The organism is Capsulimonas sp. (assembly GCF_039929585.1).
Taxonomy (GTDB): Bacteria; Armatimonadota; Armatimonadia; order Armatimonadales; family Capsulimonadaceae; genus Capsulimonas.
Genome location: NZ_JBDSQY010000243.1, coordinates 1 through 18,395, shown reverse-complemented (window position 1 = coordinate 18,395; position 18,395 = coordinate 1). Strand labels below are relative to the sequence as shown.

The 18,395-nt window shown below is 60.9% G+C and carries 17 protein-coding genes; 14 read left to right on the top strand and 3 right to left on the bottom strand.

What is annotated here, in order from left to right; all coding sequences use genetic code 11:
• Together ABIZ35_RS18530 and ABIZ35_RS18525 are read right to left on the bottom strand one after the other, a co-directional pair.
• Positions 1-393, bottom strand: a 393-nt coding sequence (locus tag ABIZ35_RS18530; RefSeq protein ID WP_348221403.1) for a hypothetical protein, incomplete at its 3' end; no start/stop codon positions are given.
• Between the two features lie 28 nt (positions 394-421).
• A complete protein-coding gene (locus tag ABIZ35_RS18525; RefSeq protein ID WP_348221402.1) occupies positions 422-1,081 on the bottom strand; it encodes a DUF1559 domain-containing protein in 660 nt (219 codons plus the stop codon).
• Between the two features lie 116 nt (positions 1,082-1,197).
• Here ABIZ35_RS18525 and ABIZ35_RS18520 point away from each other — a divergent pair, with 116 nt between their 5' ends.
• The 9 genes from ABIZ35_RS18520 to ABIZ35_RS18480 all read left to right on the top strand — a co-directional run bounded on the left by ABIZ35_RS18520 (position 1,198) and on the right by ABIZ35_RS18480 (position 12,182).
• Positions 1,198-1,884 (top strand): response regulator transcription factor, encoded by a 687-nt coding sequence (locus ABIZ35_RS18520; protein WP_348221401.1) that lies wholly within the window; start codon positions 1,198-1,200, stop codon positions 1,882-1,884.
• Entirely contained in the window at positions 1,881-3,368 is a 1,488-nt protein-coding gene (locus ABIZ35_RS18515) for an ATP-binding protein (protein ID WP_348221400.1), read from the top strand. Before ABIZ35_RS18520 ends, ABIZ35_RS18515 begins: the two co-directional genes overlap by 4 nt.
• A gap of 165 nt (positions 3,369-3,533) precedes the next feature.
• A complete protein-coding gene (tnpA, locus tag ABIZ35_RS18510; RefSeq protein WP_348221399.1) occupies positions 3,534-3,971 on the top strand; it encodes an IS200/IS605 family transposase in 438 nt (145 codons plus the stop codon).
• Between the two features lie 250 nt (positions 3,972-4,221).
• Complete coding sequence (locus tag ABIZ35_RS18505) at positions 4,222-6,021, top strand: efflux RND transporter periplasmic adaptor subunit (RefSeq protein WP_348221398.1); 1,800 nt, start codon at positions 4,222-4,224, stop codon at positions 6,019-6,021.
• A 4-nt stretch (positions 6,022-6,025) separates the two neighbouring features.
• Positions 6,026-7,309, top strand: a complete 1,284-nt coding sequence (locus ABIZ35_RS18500; protein WP_348221397.1) for an ABC transporter permease — start codon at positions 6,026-6,028, stop codon at positions 7,307-7,309.
• Positions 7,310-7,340: 31 nt separating this feature from the next.
• Positions 7,341-8,003 carry a hypothetical protein gene (locus ABIZ35_RS18495; RefSeq protein WP_348221396.1) on the top strand — a complete coding sequence of 221 codons (663 nt, stop codon included), beginning with the start codon at positions 7,341-7,343 and terminating at the stop codon, positions 8,001-8,003.
• 195 nt (positions 8,004-8,198) lie between these two features.
• Complete coding sequence (locus ABIZ35_RS18490) at positions 8,199-8,972, top strand: ABC transporter ATP-binding protein (RefSeq protein ID WP_348221395.1); 774 nt, start codon at positions 8,199-8,201, stop codon at positions 8,970-8,972.
• Between the two features lie 8 nt (positions 8,973-8,980).
• Entirely contained in the window at positions 8,981-10,513 is a 1,533-nt protein-coding gene (locus tag ABIZ35_RS18485) for a TolC family protein (protein WP_348221394.1), read from the top strand.
• A 217-nt stretch (positions 10,514-10,730) separates the two neighbouring features.
• Positions 10,731-12,182 (top strand): hypothetical protein, encoded by a 1,452-nt coding sequence (locus ABIZ35_RS18480; RefSeq protein ID WP_348221393.1) that lies wholly within the window; start codon positions 10,731-10,733, stop codon positions 12,180-12,182.
• Here the strand turns inward: ABIZ35_RS18480 and ABIZ35_RS18475 are convergent.
• Positions 12,179-12,661, bottom strand: coding sequence for a MarR family transcriptional regulator (locus tag ABIZ35_RS18475; RefSeq protein WP_348221392.1), 483 nt, complete (start codon positions 12,659-12,661; stop codon positions 12,179-12,181). The genes ABIZ35_RS18480 and ABIZ35_RS18475 overlap by 4 nt on opposite strands.
• A gap of 139 nt (positions 12,662-12,800) precedes the next feature.
• On the opposite strand from ABIZ35_RS18475, the gene ABIZ35_RS18470 reads away from it, so the two are divergent.
• From ABIZ35_RS18470 to ABIZ35_RS18450, 5 genes are all read left to right on the top strand, one after another.
• Positions 12,801-13,448: a hypothetical protein gene (locus ABIZ35_RS18470; protein ID WP_348221391.1), complete on the top strand. Its 648-nt coding sequence runs from the start codon at positions 12,801-12,803 to the stop codon at positions 13,446-13,448.
• Between the two features lie 46 nt (positions 13,449-13,494).
• Positions 13,495-14,679 (top strand): nickel pincer cofactor biosynthesis protein LarC, encoded by a 1,185-nt coding sequence (gene larC, locus ABIZ35_RS18465; RefSeq protein ID WP_348221390.1) that lies wholly within the window; start codon positions 13,495-13,497, stop codon positions 14,677-14,679.
• 137 nt (positions 14,680-14,816) lie between these two features.
• The gene (locus ABIZ35_RS18460) at positions 14,817-15,866 is read left to right on the top strand and encodes a hypothetical protein (RefSeq protein ID WP_348221389.1); all 1,050 of its coding nucleotides are present in this window, start codon (positions 14,817-14,819) and stop codon (positions 15,864-15,866) included.
• Between the two features lie 198 nt (positions 15,867-16,064).
• Positions 16,065-17,228 carry a hypothetical protein gene (locus ABIZ35_RS18455; RefSeq protein WP_348221388.1) on the top strand — a complete coding sequence of 388 codons (1,164 nt, stop codon included), beginning with the start codon at positions 16,065-16,067 and terminating at the stop codon, positions 17,226-17,228.
• 73 nt (positions 17,229-17,301) lie between these two features.
• Positions 17,302-18,309, top strand: a complete 1,008-nt coding sequence (locus tag ABIZ35_RS18450; RefSeq protein ID WP_348221387.1) for a hypothetical protein — start codon at positions 17,302-17,304, stop codon at positions 18,307-18,309.
• The last annotated feature ends 86 nt before the right edge of the window (positions 18,310-18,395 follow it).

The window sequence follows — 18,395 nt, the reverse complement described above, 5'->3', positions numbered from 1 at the left end:
GGAAGCGATTAGCGCTTCGCCAAGCAGCGCCGTTCGCGCCACGGAAATCGCCTCATTCATGGCGGCCGAAGAAATCGGCTCGCCCACGATTTTACCAAAGGTAATCAAGGCGCGGACATGCCAGTCGGCGTCATTGTGCTGCGATTCCCAGGCATCCGCTGGCTCGGGCGAACTTGGAATCGCCAGTTTCGGCATGGCCAAGGGGGCGCCCGGCGTCGCTGGTTCATCATCCACACGCGGACGCATTGAGCGTAGTTTGCGCTCAATACGCTCTCTCGCCGCGAGATATTCGGAGTTGTCGGTGACGGGACCGAGCGACGCCTGAACGAGGGCGTCGCGATACTCCTGGCAGGCGCGAATAAAAAACTCATCCGTCGTTTCTTGGAAATTCATCGATCTCTCATGGCTTGGGAAGGGAAGGCTAAGGCGTAAAGAACTTATCCGGCGGCGTCTGCCCGATGTAGAACTGCTCCAGGCGCATGGCTTTGACGTGACCGTCCATGAACGTGAGGTTGGCGCGATCTGTGTGGCGCGCGGAGGGACGGGCGTCGGCGGTGTCGCCAGGATTGATCTCGCTGCTGGGGGCAGTCAGCTTGTAGGCGTTCTGGCGCGGCGTCTTCAGATCGTTTGGATCGGTCTCGGAGCCAACGCCAAGTTCACCGAGCATGATTGTGTCAGTAGGCGTTTGGAAGGCCGCCAGCGACTGGGTCGGTAAATGGTCGTCGTCCTCGAAGTCGGGAAAGGCGATTTCGTTGAGGCCGTAGGAGTTCAGCGTGGAAACAGAATCCGAAGGGCAGAGACGGATCTTGTCGTTTTTCAGATACGAATTGATCAGGTCCGGCCAGAGGACGCCGCCGTCGGTGGATGTGGGCGGCAGGAACTCGTCATTGTCCTGAGCGTACATCAGTATGCCCAGGCCCAGCTGGCGCTCGTTAGACTGGCAGCTGGCCTGCCGCGCCTTTTCGCGCGCCTTCGCGAATACGGGAAACAAAATCGCCGCGAGGATCGAAATGATGGCGATCACGACGAGCAGTTCAATCAAGGTGAATGCATGGGCCATGCGCGGCGATTTTGTCTTCATATCCTATTCTATCAAATCACCTGCAATCGCGCAACTGTGAAAAGTGGATTAATGCTTCTCTTGCGACACTGGCTTCAGAAGTTTTTCATCTTTGAGTGGTAAGGTAACATCACATCATGCGAATTTTACTGATTGAGGACGAAGGGCCGATCGCCGAGGTGATCGCGCTGGGACTGGAGCAGGCCGGCTACACGGTCGAGACGGCCGATGACGGCCGGCGCGGCCTGGAGATGGCCCAGGAAGGGATCTACGCGCTGATCGTCCTGGACTTGATGCTGCCGGGGATGGATGGCTGGACGATCTGCAAGACGCTTCGTGAAGAGCGCAATGCGACGCCGATCCTTATGCTGACGGCGCGCGACGCCGTTCAGGACCGGGTGCGCGGCCTGGAGATGGGCGCCGACGATTATCTGCCCAAGCCCTTCGACTTCAGCGAGTTGATCGCCCGCGTCCAGGCCCTCTTGAGACGCGATCGCATGCACAAGGCGCGCACCATCCGCATCGCCGATCTGGAGATCGACACCCGCCTGCGTCGCGTCACGCGCGCCGGCGTGGAGATTACGCTGACGCCGCGCGAGTACGCGCTGCTGGAGGCGCTGGCCGGGCACGAAGGCCAGGTCTTGACGCGCGATCTGATTTTAGAGCAGGTCTGGCAGGACGAAGAGAGCCTCTCCAACACCGTCGACGTGTATGTCGGGCTTCTTCGCCGCAAATTGCACTCGGGGCATGCCGACAAATTGATCCATACCGTGCACGGCGTTGGTTACACCCTGCGCGCTCCCCGTCCTGAGGACACCCCATGACGACGTCCCGACCCCGCTTTTCCCTGAACTCGGTGCGCGTGCGCATCACGCTTTGGAACGTCGGGATCCTGGCGTTCGTGCTGATCGTGCTTGGCGCCGTTTTTATGTTCTCGTTCCGCGCCAATGTCGCCGCCGCCGTGGATCAAGGGCTCCTGAAAAGAGTGCTCTGGGCGCAGGGGTTCTTCGCCCATGCGACTCCCGAGGAAACGGCCAATGTTCTAGCGGGACGAAACCCACATCCACCGCGCTTTGATCGGCGTCCCGCTTCGCAGGATAAGCAGCCGAAGCGTCCCGCGGGGCCGGGCGATGGCCCGGGCGATGAAAAATTTGGCGAGATGCGGCCGCGCTTCTTCGGAATGGACATGAAGCCGCTGTCGCACGGCTCCGCGCTCTGGGATCGCGCGGGATTTGAGCGCGCCACACAAGGCTACTCTGTCTATACTACCGTACATGCCAGCGACGGCGACACACGCGTGTATTCCGCTCCCCTGACGCAGGACGGCAAGGTTCTCGCCGTGGTGCAATGCGCGAATTCGCTCGCTCATCTGCAAGGGGAGCAGGCCCGTATGCAGCGGATCTTGATGACCTTGATCCCATTCGTCCTCCTGATCGCCGGCCTTGGCGGCGCGTTTCTGACGGATCGCGCTCTGCGCCCGGTCCGTGAGATCGCGCACGCCGCGAACAAGATCGAAGCCGAAAAGCTGTCCCAGCGTCTGCCGGTGATCGGACACGATGAGTTCACGGAGATCGCCGAAGCGTTCAACGGCCTGCTCGGGCGGCTGGAAACGGCGTTTGAGCGCCAGGAGCAGGCGTTCCAGCAGCAGCAGCGCTTCACCGCCGACGCTTCCCACGAACTGCGCACACCGCTGACGATCATCAAGGCGAATACGAGCCTGGCGCTGACAAGCTCGCGGACGGAAGAGCAGCTTCGCAAGACCCTGCAAACCGTGGACAGCGCCGCCGACCGCATGAATCGGATCGTCCAGGATTTGCTGCTTCTCGCCCGATCCGACGCCGGTCAGCTCAGTTACGATCTACGGCCAGTCGCGCTCGCCGAAATCGTTGAACAGGCGCTGCCGGCTGTCCAGGGCGCCAATCACGCGCCTGTCTCCGTACGTCTCAACCCGCCCGACGCCCTGGTTTGCGGCCAGCCCGACGCCCTCGTCCGGCTCCTCAGCAACCTTCTTGAAAACGCGGCCCGCTACACTCCCCAGGACGGACAAATCACCGTGTCCTCCGAGGTCCACGGCGGTTCTATCGTCGTCATTGTCTCCGATACCGGCGAAGGCATCGCGCCCGAGCATCTCCCCCACGTCACCGAACGCTTCTACCGCGCCGAAGCCGCCCGCTCCCGCGCCCACGGCGGCACCGGCCTCGGCCTCGCCATCTGCCAAAGCATCGTCGACCTGCACCACGGCGATCTCACGGTGGACAGCACGCCCGGCGTGGGTACTACTGTTCGTGTGACGCTGCCGAGCGCGTGAACAGCCAAAATAGAAGTAGGATTACGCTTAACATCACGTTTTCATTAATTGTTCCCCGGTTATAAAAACCGGGTCTGGGAAGCGCTCCGCGCTAACCGTCCGTGCCGGACGGACAAATATTCGTGATCGAATGGTGAAGCGTCAAACGACGATGGAGATGGATCGATGGTTTTGGCGAAACGTAATACGATCAGTGTTTATTTGCATCTGGTATGGGCCACATATGAGCGGCATCCGATTGTGACTGACGCCTTGGAGGATGACATCATTCGGTGCATACACGAGGAATGTGCCCGTCAAAAGTGTGATGTCCTGGCAGTCGGAACCATGCCGGATCACGTTCATCTTGCTGTCTCTTTTCCAGCGACGACAACGATTGCGCAATTGATGAAGCAGGTCAAAGGCGTGTCTTCCGCGTTTGCCAGAGACGCAACTGCGAATGGGGATTTCTTTGGCTGGCAGGAAGGCTATGGGGCATTCAGTTTTAGCCCCTCCCATCGCGAACGTGTCGTGGAATATATCCACAACCAAAAACAGCATCACGCCGCCAACACGATTTGGATGCACGCCGAAAAGTTCGGGCTGGATAACCAAGAAGATTGATCCCGGCAACGACACCACATTTGTCCGTCCGGCACGGACGGTTAGCGCGAAGCGCTTCCCAGACCCGGTTTTTATAACCGGGGAATTCTTACCACGGCGTTTTTTGATCGAACGCCCGGCGTGGGGACGAGTGTTCGTGTGACGCTGCCGAGCGCGTGAACGGCCAAAATTGCATCGATTGCAATCATCTTCATGATTTCACAAGTTTTTCATTTTTGGGGAGTAGACTCAAAAGCAGAGGAAGACAAACGTGAAACGACTCCCGATGATTATCGCGCTGGTGCTGATTGTGGCGTGTGCGGTGTTCGTGACCGCGAAGCTGCGCGGATCGAGCCCGGACCAGCAGGTGAAGTACAAAGTGGCGGCCGTGGAGACAGGGGCCGTCAAGAAGACGATCTCGGCGACGGGGACGCTTCAGCCCTGGTCCACGGTCGATATCAAATCGAAGGCCGGCGGACGGGTCAATCAATTGCTGGTGGATGTCGGCTCGGTGGTCAAGGCCAACCAGGTGCTGGCGAAGATTGATCCGTCGGATACGCAGCTTGCGGTGAATACAGCGCAGGCGCAGATGGACAGCGCCATCGTCAAAACGCAGCAGGCGGCGAAGACTTACGGCCTTCAGGTGACGCAAAGCCAGATCGCGATCCAGGACTCACGGGCGGCGCTGCTGGCGTCCCAGGCCAACCGGCAGTCCGCCGTGGCAAAGCTCGCCGACGCCCGCAGTCAGGCAACGGCGCAGCCGAGCCAGACGGCCGCGACCATCGCGCAGGCCAGGGCGAACCTGGATCAGGCGATCAAGGCGCGGACCGCCCTGACCTCAACGAACCAGCAGGATGTGGCGTCGGCGCGTTCGGCGTACGATCAGGCCCTCGCCAATCAAAAGAATGCTCAGGCGGAGCTCACGCGCCAAAAGACCCTGCTGCAAAAGGGTTATGTGTCCCAGCAGTCTGCTGACGCCGCGCAGGCTGCGTACGATGTGAGTGTGGCGCAGACACAATCGGCTCAGGAAAAAACGCGGACCATCGGCGCCGAGCAGCAGGCGAATGCCCAGGCCGCCGACGCCCGGGTCGCGCAGACCAAGGCCGCGCTGCAAAGCGCGCAGGCAGGCTCCGTGGACATCGCGACCAAGCGAAACGCTGTCGCTCAGGCGCAGGCCGCCCTGGCGCAGGCCGATGCTCAGGTCAAACAATCTCAGGTCGCATTAAATCAATCGATCGCCGATCAGGCGAATAATGGGATCAAGCAGGATGACATCAAAGTCAGTCAGGCCAGCATCGCTTCCAACAAAGCGTCGCTGACCAACGCGACCACCACGCTGGATCAGACCGTCGTGCGCTCCCCAACCGACGGGATCATTCTCACGAAGTATGTCGGTCAGGGAACGATCATCACGTCCGGCCTTTCGTCGGTGGCGACGGGAACGGCGATCGTGCAGCTCGGCGACATCAGCCGCATGTATGTCAACGTCACCGTCGATGAGACGGATGTGGCGAACGTCGATCCGGGACAGGCCGTTGAGGTGGACTTTGACGCCTATCCGGGTATTCCTTTTGAAGGCAAGGTCTCGCGCATCGATCCGCTTGCGGTCGTGACCAATAACGTCACGACATTCAATGTCCGCGTCGAGATCGACAACTCCACGCCGACGTTCCGATTGCTAAAGCCCGGCATGAACGCCAACTGCCAGTTCATGATCGACGAAAAGAGTGACGTGATCGCGGTTCCCAGTGAAGCGGTCCAGTCCGACGACAATGGTTCTTACGTCCAGATCGCAACCGGCGGCAAGCCCGCTCCCGCCGATCCAACGACGGGAACGACAGTCGATCCGAATACCCTGGTCGGCGTCAAGCTGGAGAAGCGCACCGTGGAAACGGGGCTGGAAGGCGACGACGCCACCGAGGTCACCAGCGGACTGAAGCCGGGTGAGAAGATCGTGACGCAGACGATCACGCCGGCGCCTCCGGCATCGGCTACGGCCGGAACCAGCAGTCCGTTCGCGGGCGGCGGTGGTGGTCGAGGCGGCGGTGGCGGCGGACGTGGAAGAGGGTAACACCATGGCGGTCGAACAGATCCCGCCCCCAGCGGCGGCGAACACCGAAGGCGCATCGAAGATCACCTTCGGCGACAAGGGGCTGGTCAATCTCACGATGGCCCTGCGGGGCCTTGGCGCGAACAAGCTGCGTGCGTTCCTGACCATGCTGGGCGTCATCATCGGCGTCGGCGCGGTCATCATCGCGATTGCCATCGGTCAGGGCTCGCGCGCCGCCGTGGCGGCGAGCCTCCAGAAACTCGGCACCAATGTCCTGACCGTCTTTCCCGGCCAGCAGCGAACGGGCGGCGTCAGCGGGGGGCTTGGCTCATCCAACACGATGACCCTCGCCGACGCCGACGCCATTCTCAAGGACTGCCCATCCGTCTCGCGCGTTTCGCCGCAGGTCAATAAAACCGCTCAGGTGAAGTACAAGTCGAACAACACCAGCACGAGCATTTACGGCACGGGCGTCAACTATCCGGTCATCAGCAACCATGTGCTGGCGACCGGCCGATACCTCACAACGGCGGATATTCGCTCGAACGCCCGCGTGGCGATTTTGGGATCGACGGCGGCGACGAACTTGTTCGAGGGCCAGAACCCGATGAACAAGACCATTCGCATCGCAGGCCAGAGCTTCAAGGTCGTCGGGCTGTTCCAATCCAAGGGCGGCCAGGGCTTCCGCAACCCGGACGACGGCGTTTATGTCCCCGTCTCCACCGCGATGCGCCGCTTGTTCGGCCTCAAGTACATCCAGACGATCACCTGCCAGGCGCGCACGGACACGCTGATGGCCCAGGCGCAGACGGAGATCGATACGGCGATGCGCCGCCAGCACAAGATCTCTTCCGACGGAAACCCGGACTTCATCATCTTCAACCAGGCCGACCTCGCTTCGGCGCAGGACGCCCAGCAGGACACGTTCTCCTCGCTGATCACATACCTCGCCGTGGTCTCCCTGGTGGTCGGCGGTATCGGCATCATGAACATCATGCTGGTGTCGGTGACGGAGCGCACCCGCGAGATTGGCGTCCGCAAGGCGATCGGCGCCAAGCGCAAGGACATTTTGACCCAGTTCCTGCTGGAAGCGCTCTTGCTTTCGCTGGTCGGCGGCCTGCTCGGTGTCGCGATGGGCATCGGCGGCGCGCAGTTGGTCCAGATCAAAAACGGCTGGACAATTGTGATCCAGCCCCAGACCGTCCTGCTCGCGTTCAGCTTCTCCGCCGTCGTCGGCGTGTTCTTCGGGTTCTACCCGGCGTTCAAAGCTTCGCAAATGAACCCGATCGAGGCGTTAAGATACGAATAAACGAGTTTTTATCAACCCAAGGAGCAATCGTATGAAAGCAACATTCAAGCAGATCATCCCCCTGGCGGCGCTGCTCGCCCTCAGCACAACGGCGTTCGCGCAGGGACCGGGCGGGGGCGGCTTCGGCGGCCCGGGCGGCGGCGGTTTCCAAATGTCTCCCGAAGCAATGGCGAAGATGCAGGCGTGGCGCAAGTGGCGTGATTCGCATAAGAACATCGGCGCGGTGGGCCGCAGCGTGCGCGCGATCAGTGAATTGGAGCAGGATCCGCGCACGAAGCTGACGAAACCACAGGCCAAGACGGTGCTCACGGTTCTCAAAAGCTGGCGCGCCAAACCGGTCATGACCGACGCGCAGGCGCGCAAAGTCAATCAGCAGCTGACTGCGACCCTCTCCATCCCGCAGCTTAAGAAGCTGGCGACGATGTCGGCGGATCGACGCGGCGGCCCGGGGGGAGGCGGTGGACGCCCTGGTGGCGGAGGTCCTGGCGGCGGCGGCGGATTTGGCGGCGGACGTCCGGGTGGTGGTCCTGGCGGCGGCGGCCCGGGCGGACGTGGCGGCTTCGACCCGTCCAAGATGTCCGCGCCGCACGACTACAATCCGCTGAACCCGGCCACACTGCCCTTCGAGCGGCAGCGCCCGCGCGCCAAGCAGCAGATGGACACGCTGATCGCGACTCTGGCGGCGACTAAGTAAGCGGCCCTCACCCCCCGGCCCCCTCTCCCAATTCTGGGAGAGGGGGAGTTGGATTGAAATTGGGATTTTAGATTAAGATTTCTGAAATCCTAACCCAAAAAACTCTGGCTCCCCTTCTCCCAGAATTGGGAGATGGGGTTGGGGGATGAGGGCCAGGAACTGAGGGCTAACCCTCGAACACAGACGGAGCAAGGCATGGACTACCCACTCATCGAAACAAACGACCTGGTCAAAACGTATGTCATGGAGGCGATGGAAGTCCATGCCCTGCGTCGCGTCAGCCTCACCATCGGGCGCGGCGAGTTTGTCGCGATCATGGGGCCTTCGGGATCGGGCAAGTCGACCTTTATGAACATGGTCGGCTGTCTGGATAAGCCTTCGGGCGGGTCGTACAAATTGGACGGAATTGAAGTCTCGGGTCTCAGCGACGATCAGCTTGCGGAGATCCGCGCCCGAAAGATCGGCTTTGTTTTTCAGACGTTTAACCTGCTGGCGCGCACATCCGCGCTGCAAAATGTCGAACTGCCGCTCTTTTACACCGGGGCGCGGAACCGGGAGCAGATTGCGCGAAACTGCCTGCGTCAGGTAGGATTGGAAAGCCGCATGGGGCATACCCCCGCGCAGCTTTCCGGAGGCCAGCAGCAGCGCGTCGCCATCGCCCGCGCGCTCGTCAACGATCCGCCCGTGATGATGGCTGATGAACCCACCGGAGCGCTGGACACGCGCACCGGCGAGGAGATCATGGCGATCTTCCAGCGACTGCACCGCGAGGGCAAAACGATCGTCGTCGTGACCCACGAGCAGGATATCGCCGATCATGCGCAGCGCATTATTCGATTTAAAGACGGCCACGTGATCAGCGATACGCCCGTTGCAAATCCGATTGACGCCAACGAAGCGCTGGCCCGGATGGCGCCGCCCGAAGAAGAATTTATGGATACGCCGGTGGCGACGGCGCACGAGAATTGAGAATACCTATGACGCACCGTTTCGTTTCTTTCGGCGCCGTGCTGGCGGTCCTGGCGGCCGTGGCCCCCGCCGCACTTGGGCAGGTTGTTCCCGTCGCGCCCAAGACGCTGCCGACACCTTTGACATTGCAGCAGGCGATCTCGATCGCGCTGGCGCACCAGCCGCAGCAATATATCTCCAAGGACCAGATCACCCAGGCGTCCGGACGAAAGCTCCAGGCGCAATCTCAGTACTATCCCACCGTCACCCCCAGTTACAGCTTTCAGAACAACACGCAAAGCACCTTCGGCGGAACGTCGCGCACCTTCACGACGACCGATGGAACGACGGGGAGCACCACCGGCGGTACAACAGGGACGACGACGGGCGGAACAACGGGAACGACGACCGGCGGAACAACCGGGACCACCACTGGGGGAACTACGGGCACGACCACGGGTGGGACCACCGGCACGACCTTTACCACCAACTCCAGCACTTATACCACGACACGCGGCGGCGGGCTGACCATCAATCTCAGCCAATCGCTGTACGATGGCGGCGCCCGTGAGGCCAGCAATGCTCAGGCGCGCCGCGCCGTGGATGCAGCTAAGTACAACGACGTCAACACGCGCCAGTCGACGATTTTGAACGCGACCCAGGCCTACTATCAGCTGCTGCTCGCGCAGGATTTAGTCAAGGTGTCCGAGTCCCAGGTGGCGCGCTTTCAGCAAACTGTGGATGTGACCAAGGCGCAGATCGACGCCGGGGCCACCGCCGCCAAGGATATTTACCAGGCGCAGGCGGATCTCGCCAACGCGCAGGTGACGCTGCTGCAGAATCAAAACCAGATCGTCACGTCCAGCGCCGCGCTGAAGAACGCTTTGGGAGTGGATACCAGCGACCCGGTGGTGCTCGCCCCGATCTCGGAAGGCGGCGCGCTTCCGCCTGCTCCCACGCCCGAGGCCAATCCTCTCATCCTAGAGGATGCGCTCAAGACAGCCTACGACAACCGTCCCGACCTGCGCCAGCAGGCGGCGAATGTCGAAAGCGACCGGGCTGCTTTGCAGCTCGCCAAGCGCAACGCCGGCTTCAATGTTACGAGCGACTACACCCTTTCATACCAGGCGACCAACGATGTCGGCACAAAGGGTCTCAGCACGGCGCTGACGCTGAACGGCTCATATCCCCTGTTCGACGCCGGCAACGCGCGCGGCGCGGTGCGGATCGCCCAGGCGACCTTTGACTCCGATACGAACACGCTGGAGCAGCAGCGCCAGGACATTCGCCGTGATGTCGAACAGGCTCTCTCCACGCGCAACCAAAACCTCCAGGCCGCGCAGCTGGCGCAAAGCGCCGTCACCGCCGCCCAGGTGAACTACGACGCCGTGATTGCGTCTCGCAGGGAAGGCATCGGCACGGTGCTGGATGTCACGACGGCCCAGGCGACCCTGACGCAGGCGCAAAACCAGTTCGTGACCGCCGTCTATAACTCTTATATCGCCGATGCCCAGCTGCAAAGGGCGATTGGGCGGAACGACGTCGGGGTGACGGCTCCGTAAGTGACTTATCCCCGCGCTTCGTGACCCACCCCCGGCCGAAGGCCGGGGGTGGGTTACTCGGGGGCGCGAAGCGCCGGGGTAGGTCAAGAAGGTCACTTAGAGATGAGCGAAAAGTCCTTTCGCCTTCATCTCTTTTTCATGCTTCTTTGTTATGATAGTCTCAGACCTCATTCCCTCCATGGGAAGTGACTGTATTGTCGGTATCAAGGAGACAGTGATGAACACCAATCGCGGCTCTTCGCCTCGAACCCGCCAGCGGGCGATTACTCTTGCCATCGGCGTGGCGCTGGCGGCGATCGCCGCCGCAACGCGGGCGGATGTGACCATCGTATCGGAAGTCAACGTGACGGGCGGTATGAACCGGGGTGGAGGCGGCGGCGGACGAGGATTTGGCGGCGGCGCAGGCGCGGCGCAGCAGTTCCCGAAAACCGTCAGCCTGTATTACAAGGGCGACAAGGCGCGCTCCGAAGAAAAGGGCGGCCCCGTTACCATCTATGATGCGGCGGCCGGCAAGATCTACACGCTGGATACAGCCAAAAAGACATATTACGAGCAGTCGTTGGCGGATATTGCCAGCGGCGCACAGCGCTTCGCTCGGCCGGGAGCCGAACCGCCGCCGCCCAGCAAGGTGACCCTGAAGGAAACCGGCGACACGCAGACGATTGCGGCCAAAAAGGCGGCGAAGTACTCGGTGGACGGCTCCCTGTCGTTCGGGTTCGGTGGCGGCTTTGGCGGCGGTGGGTTCGGACGTGGCGGCGGCGGTGGTTTTGGGGCTGGCGGCGGCTTTGGCGGCGGTCAGGGAAGACGCAATCGCGGTGGTGACGAAAATGGCGGCCCTCCGCCTCCTGGCGGTGACAACGGCGGACCGCCCGGAGGCGGAAACTTTGGCGGCGGACCGGGTGGGGGTGGACCTCCGGGAGGCGGCGCGGGCGATGACGGCCAGGGTGGCGGAAATCGTCGTGGGCGGCGCGCTGGCGGCGGCGGTGGCGGGTTTGGCGCGGGGATGACCCCTCCGACGACGAAAGTAACGGGCGCCCTCTGGTTCTCGGACGCCGTGACGCTGCCCGCCGGCAAAAAGGCGACGGCGCTGCCGTCGGCGCAGCTGGCCGCGGCCGGCGCTCCCGGCTTGACGCAGCCGCTGACGGAGATGCTCAACAAGCAGGGAAAGCTGCCGCTGCGCAGCGAAATCACGACGACCATTACCTTCCCGGCGCGTCCAAACCCGAATGACGACGGCGGCGCGCCGCCGGCGCCGATGGAGATCAAGACCGTGACGACCTCGGTGGTCAAATCGATTTCGTCCAAGGTGCTGGGCGCTGCGCTGTTCGCCGTACCGGCCGGCTACAAAAAAGTCGATCCTCCGGCGCGGGGCTTCGGACGTGGCGGTCGGCGTGGTCAGGGCGGCGCGGGAAATGGTCAGGGCGGGTTTGGCGGCGGCGGTGGACGGCGCGGTGGGTTCGGCGGCGGCCCGGGGCAGGACGCGGGAGGCACGCCGATGAATGGGAATGACAACGGCGGCGGTCCGCCTCCGATGAATGGCAACGATGACGGCGGCGGCTTCGGCCCTCCTCCTCCTATGGATGGGGGCGATGACGGCGGCCCACCGATGGATGGCGGAGACTTCGGCCCTCCTCCTCCCATGGACGGCGGGGATGGAGGCGAAGGTTAGTCGGCCGTTTTGCGCTCCTGCGCCTGCTCGGCGGCGTCCGCAAGCAGGCGCAGGCTTCCAAGGATTGTTTCCATCTGTTCAGACGGCAGATGGGCGGTGCAGGCGGCGATATGGTCCTCACGCGCCCGCCGCAAGTCGTCCAGAATCTCTCGGGACTTTTCCGTGGTGCCGAGCTGCACCGCGCGCCGGTCGAGCGGATCGATCTGGCGCAGCACCAGGCCGTCCTTCACCAGACGGTCCACAAGACGGGACACGCCGGGGAGGGAAAGGTCCATGTGAACCGCCACCTCACGCAGCTTCTGCCCTTCCTGCCCGGCGATAATTCGCAGGCATCGAATCTCCAGCAAAGAAAGATCCAGGAAGGTTGGCGTGGCTTCGGCGGGAGTGATGAGCAGCCTCGCCACACGCATCAGCACTTGCTGCATCTGCTCTGGAAGAGTGGCGTTTTCGCCGAAATTGGATTTGGTAGCATTTGTCATTAGCGCCCTCATTGTACAATCTTCCCTCCTCGATGTCAATAACCCGCCTTCTGGGTAGAATAAAAGCATCCGAGCAATAAGTCTGATTTGTTTCAGACAAGGCTTGATTTCTTTCCGACGCCCCTTGGAGGCAACGACAATGACTCCGCGCTCCCAGTGCTCCCTCTACCTTCTTGGCGTCCTGTTAATCTCAATTGCCGCGCCATTGGCCGCAGACCCGGTGCAAGCCTCATTCGCTGGCGTCACCCTGACATTTCCCACCACTGCTCTTGGCAAGAAATCGGTTCCTACTCAGGAAATTTGCCTGATCGACGCCACTAACGCCGCTGGAATCACTGTGCAAGCTGTGCAGGACGGTCTGAAACTCAGCAGCGGCGATGGCCGGGGCGTGACGCTGCGCTCGTTCGACGCGAAGTTTGTCCGTATTTCTTCGTCGCGCGGCGCATCATGGACACTTCGAGACAAGCGTGGACGAACGATCACTATCACCGATAAGGCGCAAAATGCGTTCCTTGTCATCAATCGCACAGATCGACCGCTCGCCATTACGGAACACACCAAAAGCCCGCGTAAGTTTTTCTCGGCTCCGCCGCATTCTCTGACGATGCTCAACAATGTGGAGTACCCTGTGACGATGGGAGAACGCGGGGGCGGCGGCAGTCGGTTTAACCTTCCAAATTCTCCCTTGCCGCTGCGTGTGATTTACTCCGACGGCGCCCAGCAGTTCCAAATGAAAACGGGCCGGACGGCGACGCATACCGATCTGGGCAAAAACGCCGCGCACTGATCTCCGGAAACGTTGACCGCCCGAGAATCGGGGTATCACGGACATTATGAAGATTGCTTACTTTGACTGCTTCTCCGGCGTCAGCGGAGATATGACGCTGGCGGCGCTGCTGGCGTGCGGCGCCGATGAAGGCGAGTTTCGCAGCAGATTAAGGGCGCTGAACGTCCCTGGATATGAGCTGACAATTCAGAAAGTGACGCGCGAAGGGATCGGCGCGACGGATGTGAATGTCGTTCTGATCGAAGCGGATCAGGGGCACGGACGGCATCTGTCGGATATCGCGGCGATTTTAGAAAACAGCGGGCTGCCGCCCTGGGTACGCGTGACGGCCCTCGCCGTATTCACGCGCCTGGCCGACGCCGAGGCGAAGATCCATGGAACGAGCCGGGAAGAGATCCACTTCCATGAAGTCGGCGCCGTGGACGCCATCGTGGATATCGTTGGCTCCTGTATTCTTCTGGAAATGCTCGGCGTGCAGCGCGTCGCCGTCTCCTCCATCCCGTGCGGTTATGGAGCCATTACTTGCCAGCATGGGATTATGCCCGTGCCCGCCCCCGCGACGATGGAGCTTCTGCAAGGCTTCCCCGTGCACTCCGTGGACATCAAAGGCGAACTGGTCACCCCGACCGGCGCGGCGCTGGTGACAACCCTGGCCGACCCAGAAACCGCCGGGCGCCTGCCGTCGATGCGTCTTTTGACGAATGGCTACGGCGCGGGCAAGAAGCAGTTCAAGCCCGGCATGCCCAATTTGCTGCGCGTCGTAATCGGCGAGATCGAAGAAGCCATGGGGGACGACACAGCCCCGCAAACGATCGCCGTTCTGGAAGCGAATATCGACGACCAGAGTCCGGAAGCGTTCGATCTGCTCATGGAGCGCTGCTTCGCGGTGGGCGCTCTGGATGTCTTTTTCACTCCCATTCAAATGAAGAAGAACCGGCCGGCGACGCTGCTCACCATCCTTTGTCTCCCAGGCAAAGCCGATGAACTTGCCGCCGTGATCTTCCGGGAATCCACCACCTTCGGCATTCGCCGGCGCACGCAGGATCGATATACGCTGGACCGGACATGGCGGACGGTCGTGACCCCCTACGGAGAAATCCGGCTCAAAGTGGGGGACTGGCGAGGCGAGACGATGACGGTCGCGCCGGAATACGAAGATTGCCGGCGTGCGGCGTCCGAGCACGGCGTGCCTCTCGCGCAGGTTTACAAGGCGGCGCTGCGGGACGCATGATCTTCCCGTTTTGTGCTCGCTTGCTGCGAAACCTCGAAAAATCACGCTAATCTCACCTCGCAATCACGGTCTTCTCACGATGGGATGATATCCTCTGTTCAGTAAACATTGTCCCCCCATTTCCACCAGAGGATATCATGAACCTGACGCCAAAGATGAACCGTTCGTTCGTCGCCCTGAAATTCTGCGCCGCCGCCGCGCTCTTGCTGGCGTCCGTCCTCCCCGTGCAAGCCGACGCGATGTCCGATCTTACAGCCCGCGTGGCGAAACTGGAGAACTTAGCCGCCGTTCAGCAGAACACGATTACCAATCAGCAGGTGAACATTGCCACACTTCAAAACTCAAGCATCGCGTACCAGAACGCCATCACCTCGCTGATCAACAGCGTTAACTATATCAAAGCGCACCCGACGCCTGGACCCGCAGGGCCAGCGGGCGCCGCCGGCGCGCTGACGCCGGCGCAACTGGCGATCTTTAATTTGATGTCGGTCAGCAACAAAGATCTGACCATCACCGGCAACCTGCACATCGTCAATGGCCTGGGAGCGACCAATGGCCACCCTGATACTCCTACCAATACTGGCCCCTTAACTGTCAATGGATTGGGCAATCTGATCATTGGCTACAACCTGGAGCGAGGGATCGAAATCGGCGGTTCTGCTCCAAACACTCGCGCAGGCTCGCATAACCTCATTCTGGGCGATTGCCAGAGTTATGGCGGCGTCGGCGGGATCGTCAGCGGCTACTACAATACGGTCCTCGGTTATTCCACATCAACCCTGGGCGGCCAGTACAACATGGCGCAGGGCGTATTGTCGGCAATCACCGCCGGCGAGCACAACACTGCTGCGGGACTTGCTTCGTCTGTCAGCGGCGGATTCCTCAATTCGGCCCTTGCGGACGGCTCGGCGATCATTGCTGGACGCGCCAATGAAACAAACGGAAAAAATTCCTCGATTACCGGCGGCGCATATAACACAACGTACGGCTTCTCGTCCACCATTGGCGGCGGCTTCTACAATCGAGTCCTAGGGTATGGTTCCACGGTCAGTGGGGGAGATACGAACTGGGAATACGGATTGGCTTCCGTCATCAGTGGAGGGAAGGGGATTTCCAACCTCGCCGAGTATCATTGGAGCGCTGGTGGAGTTTATAACTCGAACGGGACCGGCAAGTTCAAATTCTAAATCCGCTCTTCCCGTAAAGAGATAGGCGCCGCTTTTGTCAGGAATGACGAAGGCGGCGCTTTTTGTCAATCTGAATTCTACGGCCTCGTGGAAATCTCACGCAAATCTCACACCACAATCACGCTCTTCTCACGGTCGGGTGATATCCTCTGTTCATCAAACATTGCCCACCGATTTCGACCAAAGGATACCACGAACATGACGCCGATGATGAACCGCTCGTTCGCCACTCTGAAATTCTGCGCCGCCGCCGCTCTTCTGCTGACGATCGTCGTTCCCGCCCACGCCGACGCTCTTTCCGATCTGGCCGCCCAGGTGACTGCCCTGCAAAGCTCGGTCGCCACCTTGAAAAATACAGCCGCCGTCCAGCAGAATACGATTAACAACCAGCAGACGGCCATCGCCACGCTGCAGAACTCAAGCGTTGCTTACCAGAACGCCATCACGTCGCTGATCAGCAATATCAACTATATCAAGACGCATCCGACACCTGGACCCGCCGGGCCCGTAGGTCTGATGGGACCAGCCGGTCCGATGGGCCCGGCGGGACCCAAAGGCGCGACGGGCGTCGGCGGGGCGCTGACTCCGGCGCAGATGGCGGTCTTAAGCCTGATGTCGGCCAGCAACAAAGACCTCACCGTCACCGGCAACCTGCACATCGTCAATGGGCTGGGGGCGACCAACGGCATGCCGGGCAACCCTGGCAGCACCAGCGCGCAGATCGTCAATGGGCTCGGGAACTTGATCATTGGCTACAACCAGTTGCGGAACGTGAACGTCCCCGAAGCCGTTCCGGACATACGCGTCGGCTCACACAATTTGATCCTGGGTGACTATCAAGATTACACCAGCGTCGGCGGAATTGTCAGCGGCTCCTACAATTTTATCGGAGCCAATTCGTCCTCCGTTCTTGGCGGCCAGAACAACACTGCGGAGGGTGCGCTCTCCACGATCTTAGGCGGCCAGAACAACACCGCCCACGGCGAATCGTCGACAATCGGCGGCGGCATGGGCAATACCGCCTCTGGACCCAGCTCAGCCATCGGCGGCGGCTACCACAATGCCGCCTCTGGAGATTCATCGTCCGTGAGCGGCGGTCGATGGAATCAGGGGACAGGAAAAGTTTCCTCTGTTACCGGGGGGGAATATAACTACGCCAGCGGCGAGGCGTCGATTGTCTCTGGGGGCAATTCCAATGAGGCCAGCGGATACGCCTCGGCAGTCAGCGGAGGACAAAACAACTGGGAAACTGGAATGATGTCGGTCATCAGCGGCGGCATGGCGGTTCATGACAACGTCAAATGGCACTGGAGCGCCGGGGGCGGCTACAACACCAACAACGTCGGCAAATTCCAGTTCTAAGACGCCTGTCGTTTCTTTCTTTTCTTTCGCGGACTTTCTTTTCGCCGCAGCCCATATTAGGATAACAATGACCATGATATCGATGATGAACCGCCCATTCGCCACACTCAAATTCTGCACTGCCGTCGCGCTTCTGCTGGCGTCCGTCCTCCCCGTGCACGCCGACGCGATATCCGATCTCACGGCTCGTATGACGAAGGCGGAAAATACGGCTATCGCCCAGCAGGCCGCGATTGCGTCACTGAAGAATACCGTCACCGCACAGCAAAGCACGATCACCTATCAGCAATCGAGCATCGCCTCGCTGCAGAACTCAAGCGTTGCTTACCAGAACGCCATCACGTCACTGATCAGCAATATCAACTATATCAAGACGCATCCGACGCCTGGACCCGCCGGTCCGATGGGACCGATAGGACCGATGGGGCTGGCGGGCCTCACCGGCCCGATGGGTCTCGTGGGGCCGGCGGGTCCAATGGGACCCATCGGATCGCTGACGCCGGCCCAGCTGGCGATCTTTAATCTGATGTCGGCCAGCAACAAAGACCTGACCATCACCGGCAACCTGCACATTGTCAATGGACTGGGCGCGACGAATGGTCTGCCCAACACTCCTGAACTCACTACCAGTCAAATCTCGAACGGGCTGGGAAACCTGACCATCGGTTACAACCAAATGCGTTCGAACAGCGCCAACATCCGCACCGGCTCGCACAACTTGATTCTTGGCGACTTTCAGAGCTACAGCAGCGTCAGCGGGATCGTCGCCGGCTGGTACAACACGATCAGCGGACAAGATTCTTCAATTCTTGGGGGCTTCTTTAATAGCGCCGTTGGGAAACTTACCACGGTGAACGGCGGCAACGCCAATTATGCATGGGGAGCTGGCTCCACCATCGCGGGCGGATACGGTAATGAAACCGACGGCGCAAACTCCGCCATCAGCGGAGGAGAAAACAACTGGGAAGCCGGGGATATGTCCGTAATCAGCGGCGGCAAATTTATTCACAGCAGCGCCAAGTGGCATTGGAGCGCGGGCGGCGTCAACAACAGCTCTGGACCCGCGCAATTCCAGTACTAAAGCCTCTTCGATCCATCGCGCGCTCAGACGTTCACGATCCGATGCGCGTAACAGGCGGCGCCGAATCCGTTGTCGATATCGACAAC

Excerpts from the sequence above, each read along its gene's own strand:
- ABIZ35_RS18485 (WP_348221394.1), top strand. The coding sequence starts at position 8,981 with ATGACGCACCGTTTCGTTTCTTTCGGCGCCGTGCTGGCGGTCCTGGCG.
- ABIZ35_RS18460 (WP_348221389.1), top strand. The coding sequence starts at position 14,817 with ATGAACCTGACGCCAAAGATGAACCGTTCGTTCGTCGCCCTGAAATTC.
- ABIZ35_RS18520 (WP_348221401.1), top strand. The coding sequence starts at position 1,198 with ATGCGAATTTTACTGATTGAGGACGAAGGGCCGATCGCCGAGGTGATC.
- ABIZ35_RS18450 (WP_348221387.1), top strand. The coding sequence starts at position 17,302 with ATGATATCGATGATGAACCGCCCATTCGCCACACTCAAATTCTGCACT.
- ABIZ35_RS18470 (WP_348221391.1), top strand. The coding sequence starts at position 12,801 with ATGACTCCGCGCTCCCAGTGCTCCCTCTACCTTCTTGGCGTCCTGTTA.
- ABIZ35_RS18490 (WP_348221395.1), top strand. The coding sequence starts at position 8,199 with ATGGACTACCCACTCATCGAAACAAACGACCTGGTCAAAACGTATGTC.
- ABIZ35_RS18475 (WP_348221392.1), bottom strand. The coding sequence starts at position 12,661 with ATGACAAATGCTACCAAATCCAATTTCGGCGAAAACGCCACTCTTCCA.
- ABIZ35_RS18515 (WP_348221400.1), top strand. The coding sequence starts at position 1,881 with ATGACGACGTCCCGACCCCGCTTTTCCCTGAACTCGGTGCGCGTGCGC.
- ABIZ35_RS18480 (WP_348221393.1), top strand. The coding sequence starts at position 10,731 with ATGAACACCAATCGCGGCTCTTCGCCTCGAACCCGCCAGCGGGCGATT.
- larC (WP_348221390.1), top strand. The coding sequence starts at position 13,495 with ATGAAGATTGCTTACTTTGACTGCTTCTCCGGCGTCAGCGGAGATATG.
- ABIZ35_RS18500 (WP_348221397.1), top strand. The coding sequence starts at position 6,026 with ATGGCGGTCGAACAGATCCCGCCCCCAGCGGCGGCGAACACCGAAGGC.
- ABIZ35_RS18525 (WP_348221402.1), bottom strand. The coding sequence starts at position 1,081 with ATGAAGACAAAATCGCCGCGCATGGCCCATGCATTCACCTTGATTGAA.
- tnpA (WP_348221399.1), top strand. The coding sequence starts at position 3,534 with ATGGTTTTGGCGAAACGTAATACGATCAGTGTTTATTTGCATCTGGTA.
- ABIZ35_RS18495 (WP_348221396.1), top strand. The coding sequence starts at position 7,341 with ATGAAAGCAACATTCAAGCAGATCATCCCCCTGGCGGCGCTGCTCGCC.
- ABIZ35_RS18455 (WP_348221388.1), top strand. The coding sequence starts at position 16,065 with ATGACGCCGATGATGAACCGCTCGTTCGCCACTCTGAAATTCTGCGCC.